The sequence below is a fragment of the Symploca atlantica LB2515 genome (genome assembly GCF_052546295.1).
In genome coordinates this window covers 1,355,354-1,368,550 of the sequence record NZ_JBQWMT010000001.1, presented here as the reverse complement: position 1 = coordinate 1,368,550, position 13,197 = coordinate 1,355,354, and the positions used below count along the sequence as shown (strand labels likewise).

Below are 13,197 nucleotides of genomic sequence, written 5' to 3'. Positions count from 1 at the left end.
TCTTAACTCCGCAATTTGAATATATCTATAAAAGTTTTGCAATATTGGAAGAAATAAAGTGAGAATTCTCCAAGTACATAATGCCTATACGCACTCAGGTGGGGAAGAGGCAGTTGTAGCTGCTGAGTATGCAATGCTCAAGCAGTATGGGCATGAAGTTTACCAATGGATTGTTAATAGTTCAACCGTCCATGAAGCTAATGCCCTGGCAAAAGCCAAGATTGCCATCAACTCAGTTTGGTCTGGTGATTCTTACGTAGAAACAAAAAAAATACTACAGGAATATCAGCCAGATGTCGTCCATGTTCACAACACAATTCCTTTAATTTCACCCTCAGTTTATGCTGCCTGTCGTAGTAGTGGTGTACCCGTGGTGCATACTTTACACAACTATAAACTGATTTGTCCAGGCGCTTATTTGTATCGTCAAGGACGTGTTTGTGAAGAATGTGTTGACAAGTCTGTTCGGTATCCTGGTTTAGTTCACGGTTGCTATCGCAATAACCGTACTCAAACTGCTATTGCGGTAACTGGTCTGACAATTAATCAACTACGTAAAACATATCAAAGCGACGTAGATATTTATATTGCTTTAACTCGATTCGCCCGTCAAAAATTTATTGAAGGTGGTTTACCACCTGACAAAATTGCCGTAAAACCTAACTTTGTCACCTCAGATATTCAACCAGGTAGACATGCAGGCGGATATGCTTTGTTTGCTGGAAAGTTGATGCAATACAAGGGCGTAGAAACGCTGTTACGGGCTTGGGATTTACTCAATGAACCAATTCCTTTGAAGGTTGTTGGTCAGGGACCACTAGAAATCTTGTTTAAGAGCAATTTGCCTCGTGGCGTAGAGTATCTAGGTCGAATACCACGAGAACAAGTTTTGAGCCTCATGCAAGAAGCTAGCTTTGTGGTATTTCCTTCCGAATGGTATGAAGGATTTCCGATGACTATTGCTGAGGCATTTGCAACAGCTACTCCTGTTGTTGCCAGCCGCATGGCCGCAATGGCTGAGATTGTTAGAGACGGTTCTTCTGGCTGGCATTTCACTCCTGGAGATGCTCAAGATTTAGCCAATACAGTACAGGCAGCATGGTCTGATCCCAGTGAAGTTAGCCGTCGGGGGGCTTTGGCCCGTAGACAATACGACGAATGTTACTCTCTAGAAAAAAATTATCAAATGACAATAAGTATTTACAAAACTGCTATTGAATGGTTCAAAGGACGTAGTTCTGCAACCGTATTTTAATTGTCTGTAATTAGAGGAAAAATTCATTGGCAACAATTGCCATTGCCGACATTTTTATTTTTTGTCATTACCATACAAGTAAACAATGATAGTTAATTTAATTTGACATTGCTGAGCAAGAATATTTGATGTCAATTGCTGCTAATCTTGAGTGATTAATCTACTAGTTTCAGTAAATTAAATTGCTTCTCAGGGATTTTTATCTGCTTCTCTTACCACCCTGAATTTAGCCATAAGGTACAACCCATGGAAGCTTTACAAGAACGAAAGCCTCAAGTACCCAGACCTAATAACTTTGATATTCTAAGGCTTGTATGCGCTTTTTCAGTATTTATGTTTCATATAAATACTGAAACTGGACAACTAGAACAGATAAATAGCTTAATTGGATTAATTGCTCATTCGGCAGTTCCGATTTTTTTTGTAATTAGTGGATTCCTTATATTCATGAGTTATGAAAAATCAAAGTCACTTAAAGAATATTCTCTAAAAAGGATCAAAAGAATTTATCCTGCATACTTTTTAGTGATAATTTTGTGTGCCATTGGAGGTGTATTTTTGACAAGTCTTCCTTGGAATGAGTACTTTTTCAATGATAAATTTTTTAAATACATTTTATACAATTTAATATTTTTAAACCACAAACAACCATCTCTTACCGGAGTATTTACTGATAATACTCAGTCATTAGTAAATGCTTCTTTGTGGACTATCAGAATTGAAGTTATGTTTTATATGATAACTCCAATTTTAGTATTTTTATTTCGTAAATATAATAAATTAGCTGTATTTTTGGTAATTTATGCAATTGCTGCTGGGTATTACGAAGGAATGATTTTCCTTTATAAGGATACGGGCAATATGTTTTATTACAAATTAGCTGTCAAGTTTTTAATTGGTCAACTATCTTTCTTTGTAAGTGGTGCCTTAGTTTACTATTACCTAGATTTTTTAAAAAAATACACTGTACCCTTGCTAGTTATAGCTTTGCCAATTTGGTTGAATAGTGCTTCCTTACCTCTGCGTCCCTTTCTACCCATATCTCTAGCTATAATTACGTTCTACATTGTTTTTTTGACTCCTTATGTAGGGTTTTTCAGCAAATTTGGAGATTTATCCTACGGAATTTACATTTTTCATTTTCCTCTTCTTCAAATTCTCCATCAATCATTTAAAGCTTCACCTTATCCCACGTTATTTGGGGCAACATGCATTTTACTTTTAATGGCTTATGCTAGCTGGCATTTTGTAGAGAAACCATTTTTAGGGAAGAAATCGCATTACCGCTCAAAGGCTAGCTGAGTTAGTTATGAAATCTGAATAAATTACAGCTAAGTGTAATCAAACAGTCCAATTAATTAATTGTTAACATGACTATGACACAATTCACTGAAGTCAAACTGCTAGCAACAAGGTTTCATAAAGTTACAGTTCGGGAATTAATAAATTACATAGCCCAAGCCGCCAAGCTCGACAAAAAGACTGTAGTCAGTAACGTGAATGTCCGAGCAATCAACTTTGCTTGTGAACTCCCTTGGTATCGAGATTTTTTGAATGATTCTGATTTAGTCTTCTGTGATGGATTCGGGGTTTTATTGGGAGCGAAGCTACAAGGCTGCTCTCTGGAATCATCTCACCGTATGACTTGTCCGGACTACATAGAGGATTTAGCCTTAGCCTGTCAAAAACAGGATGTCTCTTTATTTATTTTGGCAGGTAAACCTGGTGTAGCAGACAAAGCAATAGCTAAATTAACTGCGATCGCACCGAATTTAAGAGTACAGGGACACCATGGTTATTTTGATAAATCTGGTGCAGAAAATGATGCAGTTATTGACAAAATCAATAATTTCAAACCAGGAGTTCTATATGTAGGTTTTGGTATGCCCCTACAAGAACGTTGGATCACGGACAACATGGAAAAAATAGAGGCACGAGTATTTCTGCCTTTAGGCGCATGCCTTGATTTTTATACTGATACTGTATACCGGGGACCGCGTTGGATGACTGATTATGGACTTGAATGGTTAAGTCGATTAGTTACTGAACCAGGACGTTTGTGGGAACGCTATCTGGTAGGAAACTTGCTGTTTTTTTACCGTGTTCTTACCGATTACTCACGCAAACTAATCAACAAAAGCTGAATTTTTCAGAATTTTATCGCTAAACAAATTAGGTTTCGGGGAACCTGCCTTTTTGATGTTTAATCAGGAATGATTGCAAATGCCTAAAAACAGGCTAATCACTAGACGACATGCCCTACATTTAGGTCTAGGAACTTTGGCGACTATGGGCGCTTTAGCAAATAGTTGTTCTCTCAATCGCCAACTGCCAGTTAAAGCCCTTGATGACTCAGAAAAGTCGGAAAGAGACTTGATGGTAGTTAGGGATGCTCCCTTAAAAGACCATGCTGCGGCAAAGGGTTTGATTTACGGAGCAGCAGCTTTAACCTATTATCTCAAGCAAGACGAGGAGTTTGCAGCTAGTATTGCCCAAGAGTGTGGCATGCTAGTGCCAGGACTTGAACTCAAGTGGAAAGCCCTTCGCCCTAGCCCAGACAGTTTTAAGTTTGGCGCGGCTGATTGGCTGGCTGAGTTTGCCCAAACTCACGGTATGTTATTTCGTGGACATACTCTGGTCTGGCATCAGGCTACGCCGAAATGGTTCAAGGAAGTGCTAAACCGCCAAAATGCTGAAAAAATCTTGCTGGAACACATTGCCAAGGTCGCTGGGCATTATGCTGGAAAAATGCACTCGTGGGATGTAGTAAATGAGGCCATTGAGCCAGATCATGAACGGTCTGATGGTTTGCGTAACTCGCGATGGCTTCGATTGCTAGGGCCAGACTACATTGACCTGGCTTTTCGCGCTACAGCAGAGGCGGACCCCAAAGCAATGCTGGTATACAACGATTATGGGTTAGATAATGACACACCCAAAGATGAAGCAAGGAGAGTCGCCACACTTAAATTGTTAGAGCGTTTGAAGTCTAAGGGAACTCCCGTACATGCTTTGGGTACACAAGCTCACCTCTGGGCTAAGGACTCAACTGCGTTAAACTTCAAAAAGCTGAAAACTTTTCTGCGTGATGTTGCAGACATGGGTCTGAAAATCCTAGTGACTGAACTAGATGTAAAAGATAATCATCTACCGCAAGATATTCAAACCCGCGATCGCGATGTGGCTAAAGCTTATGAAGACTATATCTCCGCTGTACTAGAAGAACCCGCAGTAATTGCAGTACTCACTTGGGGATTAAGCGATCGCTACACCTGGCGCTCACATTTTCCGCGCAAAGATAAAGCAGCAGTTCGACCTTTGCCACTCGATAAACAAATGAAGCGCAAATTGACCTGGAACGCCATGACCCGTGCTTTTGATCAGGCTCCTGTGCGTTAAGTTAAATGCTACCTGTTTTGTAATTGCCTGGATAATAATGTGCTGACTCAGTATGTGAGATTAGTCACTATATATCGCCCTAAAACGTAAGAGGATAAGTATTCCCAATTGACCTGATCAATATCACCGACTAATGTTTTATATAAAACAATTTTAGTCAGTATTTGAAAAGCATCAGTAGCCACAGAAATAAACATTTGAATAATTTTCTCTAGGAGATAAGCAGATGACAATGCCTAATTTCTTTGTTATAGGTGCAATGAAAGCTGGAACCACTACAATTCATAACTATCTAAAACAGCATCCACAAATTTATATGAGTTCCATCAAGGAGCCTGATTTTTTCTGTTATGACGGCCAGCGCAATTGTGCCATCACTAATTTAGAAGACTATCGTGCTTTGTTCCAAGGAGTTTCTGACGAAATAGCCATCGGAGAATCATCCACCACTTACCTAGAGTTACCGCAAATTACTGCTGAGCGTATCAAGTCTGACGTACCCAACGCCAAGTTAATTGCTATTTTGCGTAACCCAGTTGATTCAGTATATTCCATTTACCTAATAGACATCTCCAAAATATAAATTATGAGATAATTAAGGCATAACTAATTAACGTTTGGGGTGCAGAAACTGTGAGTTATACCTGGGAGTACTTGCAACGTAATCATCAAGAAGCCAAGCGCTTGGTAGGAATTAGCTATGAGCAGTTGATTCAACTAATTGAACAAGCCAAACTTTGACATGAGCAGAGACAGAGAGAAATTGAGAAAAAGAAAACTCGGCTGATTAGTGCTGGCGGTGGCAAGACTTCTCTTCTTGCTCTTGAAGAACAAATTATATTAACTTTAATCTATTTACGTCATCATCTGAGCTTTCAGATTCTGGGCTTATTATTTCAAGTAAGCGAATCGACAGCCAATAACATGTTTAATTATTGGCAAGTTCTGTTGCGAGAATCACTACCAGCTAGCTTACTAGAACAAGTAAAAAAGTGCGAAGAAGAGGAGGAAGCAATTATTAGACATCTCCAAAATATAAATTATGAGATAATTATGGAGAACAAATCAGTGTTTGAGGTGCAAAAACTGTGAGTTATACCTGGAACTATTTGCAACGTAATCAGAAAGAAGCCAAGCGTTTGGTGGGAATTAGCTACGAGCAGCTAATTCAACTGATGGAGCAGGCTAAACGTTTACATGAGCAAAAACTCTCAGAAAGAGAAAGAAGTAAAACTCGGCTGATTAGTGCTGGTGGTGGCAAAAAGCCTCAACTTGAAGAAGAAGAACAAATTATCTTAACTTTAATCTATTTACGTCATCATTTGAGCTTCCAGATTCTGGGTCTGTTGTTTCAAGTAAGTGAATCTACAGCCAATAACATTTTTAATTATTGGCAATCTCTGTTGCAAGAATTACTACCAGCTAGCTTACTAGAACAAGTAAAAAAGTGCGAAGGAGAGGAGGAAGCAATTATTGAGATGTTGGCAGAACACGAGTTAATAGTAGATAGCGCTGAGCAAAGCCGGTCAAGACCTTCAGTATCTCAAGAGCAAAAAACATTTTACTCAGGCAAGAAAAAAAGTCACACCTTTAAAAACCAGCTAATTGTCTTACCAAAAGGTAAGGATATTATCGATGTAGTAGCAGGGAAACCCGGACTGACAAGTGACATAAGCTTAATGCGAGAACGTCTGAAACAATTTGATAAAAATCAACTCTTTAGTGCTGATAAAGCTTATCTAGGGGAACCACAGATTCGTACTCCTCATAAAAAACCCCCAAACGGAGAACTAACCTCACAACAGAAAGAAGCTAATAAAAAGCTATCTTCTAACCGCATTTTTGTCGAACACGTAATTCGTCTAGTCAAGATTTTTAAAATAGCACAAGAAAGATTTCGTTTAGATGCTCACAAGTATGAATCAATCATAATGACAATTTGTGGGTTAGTAAGATTGAGAATTGAGCGGTTAGTTTTCCCAGCCGTAAAAATCGACGACGACACCAAAACAATTGAGGTTAATAATCTTCTTACTTCGGGGTCTAAATTAACAACAATGGCTTCTAATGCTAATTATGCCGTTGAAATTCGCTGAAACTGCTCCAATCATTTTAAGGGATAAACAGTAGTCAGAGAGCTACTTTCGACTTTCTGGAGATGTCTAATGGTCAATCGTAGTAAATTACATGGTAAGAGTCAGCAAAACATCCTTGATAATTTTACTAAAATGATCCAGAATAAAAGTTCTGGAATCATTAGAGGCAGATACTACTACAGCCATTTGCAGCACTATCTCAGTCTATTTGAGCGCGAGCAGATTAAAACTTACCTTTATCAAGATATTAAGACTGATGTAGATGGTTTGATGAAGGATATTTTTCAATTCCTTAGTGTAGATGAAAAATTTATCATTGATAAATCTGCACACCACAATAAAGGTGGCATTCCGAAAAACAAACTTATTTACAATTTAATAAACAATTTGAGTAAAAACCAGAAATTATTCAAAAAGACTATTCCTCAAGGATTATATCAGCCAATTTATCACACTTTTATTGGTCTAAAAAACCGTAACTTGGCTAAACCACCGCAACTTTCCCAGGAAATTCGTCAGCAATTAGTTGAGCTGTACCGCGAAGATATTTTGAAACTTCAAGACTTAATTCAACGGGATCTTTCACCATGGCTAGAGTAAAAAAATAGCCATTCTTAAAGTGTAGCCGGGGGCTGAACGCTGGCTACCTTGAGCCTTAGTTGGCAACCCCCAGTCAAATTTACTTACAACTGCTCCTCAAGTTTCAAACCGGTTCCCCCTGGAACGTACTCTTCTAACTGAACCTTCACTGGCCCTACTTTCCAGATATCCCGACAGTATTCCTTAATCGTACGGTCTGAAGAAAAATTACCCGTGCGAGCTGTATTGAGAATCGACATCCGAGTCCATTTTTCCTGGTCTCGGTAAGCTTGACTCACCCGCTCCTGACAGTCAATGTAAGATTGATAATCAGCGAAGAGCAAGTACTGGTCATCGTACAGCAGTGAGTCCACAATCGGCTTGAATAGCTCCTGATCGCCTCTAGAGAAGTGACCCTCAGCAATCCGGTCAATCACCTCCTTCAGTTCGGCATTGCTATTATAGTAATCCAAAGCATTGTATCCCTTGGCTTTCAGCTCAAACACTTCCTCCGCTGTTAGACCAAACAGGAAGAAGTTTTCAGCTCCTACTGCTTCTCTAATCTCAATGTTGGCACCGTCCAGAGTACCAATAGTCAATGCCCCATTCATGGCAAATTTCATATTGCCGGTTCCAGAAGCCTCCTTACCAGCCATCGAGATTTGCTCGGAAAGTTCAGCAGCGGGATAGACTTTCTGACCAAGAGAAACAGAGAAGCCTTCGAGGAACACCACCTTAATACGGCCAGCCACATCGGAATCATTATTGACCACCTCCGCCACAGAGTTGACCAACTTAATTACCAATTTGGCAATGTAGTAGCCCGGTGCCGCCTTCCCTGCAAACATAAAGGTACGGGGTAAGACCTCAATATTGGGATTCTTTTTAATGCGGTTGTAGAGCGTGATGATGTAGAGTACATCGAGTAGCTGACGCTTGTACTCGTGAATTCGCTTTACTTGGACATCAAACAGAGAATGCGGATCTACTTCAATATCGTTGGAGAGCAAAATATACTCTGCTAAGTCCGCCTTAATCTCTTGCTTAATCTGACGCCAGCGATGGCAAAATTCAGGGTCATCAGCAAATGGTTCTAACTGTTGGAGTTTATCAAGCTGAGTTACCCAACCCTCGCCAATCTTCTCAGTAATCAGATCAGACAGCTTGGGATTGCTTAGCTTGAGCCACCGACGCGGTGTTACCCCATTGGTTTTATTTTGGAATTTCTCTGGCCATAACTGATAGAAATCTTGCAGCACACGCTGCTTGAGCAATTCTGTGTGCAGTGCTGCCACGCCGTTGATCGCATGACTACCGACACAGGCTAAATGGGCCATGCGGACGCACTTTTCCGCACCTTCTTCAATCAGAGACATGCGACTGACTCGCTCTGGATCACCGGGATATTTGAAGCGCACTTCATCTAGGAAGCGACGATTGATTTCATAGATAATTTCCAGATGTCTAGGCAGAAGGCGCTCGAACAGGCTGACAGGCCAACGCTCCAAAGCTTCTGAGAGTAGCGTATGGTTGGTGTAGGCAAAGACCTGCTTGGTAATGCGCCAAGCTAGATTCCAGCCCAATTCATACTTATCTATGAGCAGCCGCATCAATTCGGCAACGCCAATAGATGGGTGAGTGTCATTGAGCTGAATCGCTACTTTATCTGGAAAGTGGTCAAAATTAGAGTGAGTGAGGCGGTAAGTATTGATGATATCTTGCAGAGAACAGCTAACGAAGAAGTACTGCTGCTCTAGCCGCAGTTGCTTGCCTTGGGAAGTGTTGTCGTTAGGATAAAGGACTTTTGAGATATTTTCAGAAAAGATTTTGTCGGTAACAGCACCAGCATAGTCACCGCTGTCAAAAACTTGGAAATCGAAATCTTGGCTGGCACTGGCACTCCAAAGACGTAAGGTGTTTACTGTATTGTTTTGGTAGCCAGGTAAAGGTGTGTCGAAAGGTGTGCCCAACACTTTCCGAGCTGGAAGCCAACGCACTCGATAATGACCTTTTTCGTCTAGATAGGCTTCTGTATGTCCCCCAAACTGGACATCCACTGTTAATTCTGGTCTGGGGATTTCCCAAGGATTGCCAAAACGGAGCCATCTATCAGGGTGTTCTACCTGAGCGCCATCCTCAATTCGCTGGTCAAAAATACCGAATTCGTAGCGAATTCCGTAGCCAACTGCTGGAATTTCTAAGGTAGCTAAGGAATCCAAAAAACAAGCAGCCAGACGACCCAAGCCTCCATTACCCAGACCTGGTTCTGCTTCCAGCATCATCAGCTCATTAAGGTCAAGCCCCGATTCGTGGATAGCTTGCCGTGTCCGTTCATAAATTCCCAGATTGAGCAGGTTTTTGCCTAACTGACGACCCATTAAAAACTCGGCCGAGAAATAATGCACGGTTTTAACATCTTGTTTGAGATGTGTTGTTGCCGTGTTAATCCACCGATAAAGCAGGCGGTCTCGTACCGTATAAGCCAAGGCCATGTAGTAATCAAAAGGTTTGGCCAAGAACTCATTCTTTCCCTGAATGTAGTACAGGTTATCTGCAAAGGCTCGCTTGATAGTCTCCACCGACATCCCGGTGCGGTCATCCTCTACCCGAACCTTGATTGGATCTGTGATGTGGATCGATTTCTCCATGAGTTCTCCATGTAGACAGTAAGAGGCAACTGATCTGGAATGTTAGCAAGCTAGAACAGCCCAAAAAGTTCACAAAAATCAACTGCCTTTATCCCATTAACGACGAGGATAACAACATTTCTCAATTTAGCCATCCCAAGATTCAGAACTACAGGCAAAATGTTCCCAGATCTTCTTTCCTGTCCCTGATTTTATCTCTATTGGTAAAGAAAAACTAAAGTCTATGGAGCTTGGTTTTTTCTTCACTTCATTCTAGGGCTTTTATTGTGGTGACCTAGCAAAAGCGCTAGTCTAACTTAATCAAACACACTCTGTTTATTGAGGGCAATTCCTTAACAATTAATTTATAAATAACCTCTAATAGCAAATCCACTTTTTGATATTACTTGTTGCTGCCAGTTAACGTTTGGCTAAGAAAATATGATAATTAGTAAATTAATTAACAAAACTTATAAAAAGCAACAATGATGCAGCTTCAGCAAAAATGTTCAACAATCAGGTTAACCCTATCGTGCATTAGCAACCTACCCATTGAGCAAAAAATAGTAGGTTGACCACTACATAAGCTATAGCAATTCCAGATGAATCGTGAGAAGCACCTATTTTATCTGTGTGCATTTGTGGTTAATTTTTTTTCATTAATTATTTAGGAGTGCTATCAGATTCCCTTGTAGTAATCTATCTCCTGAGCAAGATATTTTTCTAAATTAAATCAACCAAAAGTCTTACTAAAGACTCATGACCAGTCTTCACAAGAATGTAACACTCTGTATAGAGTTATAGGTTTTTAGACGTAATTTTTGATAATTCTCTGAATTCGTCAGGACTCTGAATGCATCTTAATTGGTTCTAGTCATCGGCTCTAGACAGCTAACATTTTCTCGCAGGTAAAGAATAAAAGTACAAGTTTTCAATAACTTCCTGACTTGTCTGGAATCAGCAACAAGAGAGCAAAAAATATCCGATTTTTTGCTCTCGCTATTGTTTTGTACCTTTACTGTGCAAGCCACCAAATGTTGAGCTGAATCAGGCATCATCTATCAACAGTAACTCAGGGTTTTCTACCAACTGAAGTTACTCAGAAGGATGAATCATGGCGATTATTACTGTTAAAAATACCGCAGATAGTGGAGCAGGCTCCCTGAGAGAAGCAATTCAGGATGCTAAATCAGGAGACACCATCAAATTCGCCTCCAGTCTAGCTGATAAAACGATTACTCTCACTAGTCGTCAACTCCAGGTTGACAAAAACCTAACCATTGACGGGGGTAATGCCTCTGGTTTAACCATTTCTGGGAATAATCAGAATCGGGTCTTTTTTGTAAATAAAGACCACTCTAAGGTAAACTTCACCCTGAGAAATCTCAATGTCGCTGATGGGTTTGTCTCCAATGACCGTGGAGGAGCAATTGAACTCAGAGGCAATGGAAGTACCCTACAGGTTAAAAACGTCGATTTTTACAATAACGTTTCCACTGCTGGTGCTATCTCAGCCCGTGAAAAAACTACCGTTACCGTAGTTAACAGTATATTTGATGGCAATGATGCTGCCAAGTATAGCAAGCTGGGAGCTGTGACTCCGACGGGCGGTGCCATTAATGTTCTCCGCGAGAGCCAACTTACCATCAAAAACAGCAAGTTTACCAATAACACAGGTACTTACGGTGGAGCTGTTGGCACCATATTCACAGATACCATTGTCGAAGACTCGACCTTCCTCAATAACAAAAGCAAGGGATTTGGCGGGGGACTCTACGTTGACGGCGCAAGTTGGCCAGACAATCCCAAGTATTTACCCAAGGGCGTGAAACCGAAAAATGTTCCGGGAGGCGAAGTCATTGTTAGTAATACTCGCTTTGAAGGCAATAGTGCCAAAGGTTTTGGCGGTGGAATTGCGGTATGGGGCTACGACAAAGACAACGTGACGATTGAAGATAGCAAAATTATCAACAATCAAGTCACTAAGGCTTCAGGTGGAACTGCCAAAGGCGGCGGATTGAGTCTTTCCGGCTTGATTGACATTAAAAATACCACCGTTGCCAATAATCAGTCACAGGACCAGGGCGGCGGCTTATGGTATCAAGGAGCAGTGCCTGCCAAGATTAGCGACAGTAACTTTTCCGGCAACAAAGCCAAAGGTAACGGTGGAGCCATCTATGATGGTCTATGGGGTTCTCAAACTAATGTCGGCAACACCGCCTTTAAAAATAATTACGCGGGGACAGAAGCTGGAGCAATTTACACCAAAAATAACCAGCCAATCAACATCGAAGATTCGATCTTCGACAAGAATAAGGCAGGGAATTTATCCAAGAGCCAAACTTCTAATTTTGAAGTCTTTGACGATGCCACTGACGGCTTCTTGAGGGTTAAGAAAAACGGTCTTTTTCAAGGGGGTAATAAAAACGATAACCTCCAAGGTGGTGCCGCACAAGATATTTTAGCGGGTGGAAACGGCAACGATAAACTCAAGGGTGGTGCCGGAAACGATACCCTTAATGGTGGTCAAGGCAATGACACCTTATGGGGAGAAAATAACAACGACCTTCTTGATGGTGGTTTCGGCAAAGATAGCCTCGACGGTGGTTCTGGCAACGACACTCTCAATGGTGGTTACCATAATGATACGTTGAAGGGTGGTTCCGGCAACGACAAACTCGATGGTGGCGGCGACCAGGACAGACTCTTCGGTAATTACGGCAAGGATACTTTATTAGGTGGAAAAGGTAACGACACCCTAAAGGGAGGTAGTCACAATGACACCCTAATCGGTGGTCAGGGTCTTGATTTACTTGTTGGAGAAGGGGGCAATGATGTTTTGATCGATGGTATTGGTCGGGATACCTTCATTGGTGGAAGCGGTCGAGATCGATACGTCCTGGGAGACACTAAAGAGATCTTCTATGACAATAGTGGTTACGGCGATTACGCTGCTCTTAGCGACTTTAACCGTTTCCAGGACGTGATTCAGCTTCGTGGCAAGGCTGCTGACTATCGCCTAGGTTCTGGCACGAAGCAAACATCAGGCACGGGCATATTTACCTCCAAGGGTGATTTGATTGCTGTGGTGGAAGATTTCGCCCAGAATCAGCTAAGTCTCGACGCGAACTACATCGACTACGTATAGAACCACTAAATTAAACTCCCCCCTAAACCTTCTTGGCAAGGGGGGAGACTGAAGCTTGAGAACGCTTAAATTGCAGTTTTCCCATCTGGGGAC

The 13,197-nt window shown here is 41.2% G+C and carries 10 protein-coding genes; 9 read left to right on the top strand and 1 reads right to left on the bottom strand.

Annotated features, from left to right (window positions below; genetic code table 11):
• Positions 1–58 precede the first annotated feature (58 nt).
• From ACT7WV_RS05860 to ACT7WV_RS05825, 8 genes are all read left to right on the top strand, one after another.
• Positions 59–1,255: a glycosyltransferase gene (locus tag ACT7WV_RS05860; RefSeq protein WP_445102002.1), complete on the top strand. Its 1,197-nt coding sequence runs from the start codon at positions 59–61 to the stop codon at positions 1,253–1,255.
• 246 nt (positions 1,256–1,501) lie between these two features.
• Complete coding sequence (locus ACT7WV_RS05855) at positions 1,502–2,557, top strand: acyltransferase family protein (RefSeq protein ID WP_445102001.1); 1,056 nt, start codon at positions 1,502–1,504, stop codon at positions 2,555–2,557.
• Between the two features lie 68 nt (positions 2,558–2,625).
• Entirely contained in the window at positions 2,626–3,399 is a 774-nt protein-coding gene (locus tag ACT7WV_RS05850; protein WP_445102000.1) for a WecB/TagA/CpsF family glycosyltransferase, read from the top strand.
• A 79-nt stretch (positions 3,400–3,478) separates the two neighbouring features.
• Entirely contained in the window at positions 3,479–4,654 is a 1,176-nt protein-coding gene (locus tag ACT7WV_RS05845; RefSeq protein WP_445101999.1) for an endo-1,4-beta-xylanase, read from the top strand.
• 226 nt (positions 4,655–4,880) lie between these two features.
• Entirely contained in the window at positions 4,881–5,237 is a 357-nt protein-coding gene (locus ACT7WV_RS05840; protein WP_445101998.1) for a sulfotransferase domain-containing protein, read from the top strand.
• A 179-nt stretch (positions 5,238–5,416) separates the two neighbouring features.
• Complete coding sequence (locus tag ACT7WV_RS05835) at positions 5,417–5,746, top strand: helix-turn-helix domain-containing protein (RefSeq protein WP_445105574.1); 330 nt, start codon at positions 5,417–5,419, stop codon at positions 5,744–5,746.
• The gene (locus ACT7WV_RS05830) at positions 5,743–6,750 is read left to right on the top strand and encodes a transposase family protein (protein ID WP_445101721.1); all 1,008 of its coding nucleotides are present in this window, start codon (positions 5,743–5,745) and stop codon (positions 6,748–6,750) included. The genes ACT7WV_RS05835 and ACT7WV_RS05830 overlap by 4 nt, the downstream gene beginning before the upstream one ends.
• Positions 6,751–6,819: 69 nt before the next feature.
• Positions 6,820–7,350, top strand: a complete 531-nt coding sequence (locus ACT7WV_RS05825; protein ID WP_445101997.1) for a sulfotransferase domain-containing protein — start codon at positions 6,820–6,822, stop codon at positions 7,348–7,350.
• A gap of 83 nt (positions 7,351–7,433) precedes the next feature.
• Here ACT7WV_RS05825 and ACT7WV_RS05820 read toward each other — a convergent pair whose 3' ends face one another.
• Entirely contained in the window at positions 7,434–9,977 is a 2,544-nt protein-coding gene (locus ACT7WV_RS05820; RefSeq protein WP_445101996.1) for a glycogen/starch/alpha-glucan phosphorylase, read from the bottom strand.
• A gap of 1,093 nt (positions 9,978–11,070) precedes the next feature.
• Here ACT7WV_RS05820 and ACT7WV_RS05815 point away from each other — a divergent pair.
• On the top strand, positions 11,071–13,104 hold the full coding sequence (locus ACT7WV_RS05815) for a hypothetical protein (protein WP_445101995.1): 2,034 nt from the start codon (positions 11,071–11,073) through the stop codon (positions 13,102–13,104).
• Positions 13,105–13,197 lie beyond the last annotated feature (93 nt).

Bases quoted from the DNA above. Each gene is read 5' to 3' on its own strand.
- ACT7WV_RS05820 (WP_445101996.1), bottom strand. From the start codon at position 9,977: ATGGAGAAATCGATCCACATCACAGATCCAATCAAGGTTCGGGTAGAG.
- ACT7WV_RS05845 (WP_445101999.1), top strand. From the start codon at position 3,479: ATGCCTAAAAACAGGCTAATCACTAGACGACATGCCCTACATTTAGGT.
- ACT7WV_RS05855 (WP_445102001.1), top strand. From the start codon at position 1,502: ATGGAAGCTTTACAAGAACGAAAGCCTCAAGTACCCAGACCTAATAAC.
- ACT7WV_RS05815 (WP_445101995.1), top strand. From the start codon at position 11,071: ATGGCGATTATTACTGTTAAAAATACCGCAGATAGTGGAGCAGGCTCC.
- ACT7WV_RS05850 (WP_445102000.1), top strand. From the start codon at position 2,626: ATGACTATGACACAATTCACTGAAGTCAAACTGCTAGCAACAAGGTTT.
- ACT7WV_RS05840 (WP_445101998.1), top strand. From the start codon at position 4,881: ATGACAATGCCTAATTTCTTTGTTATAGGTGCAATGAAAGCTGGAACC.
- ACT7WV_RS05825 (WP_445101997.1), top strand. From the start codon at position 6,820: ATGGTCAATCGTAGTAAATTACATGGTAAGAGTCAGCAAAACATCCTT.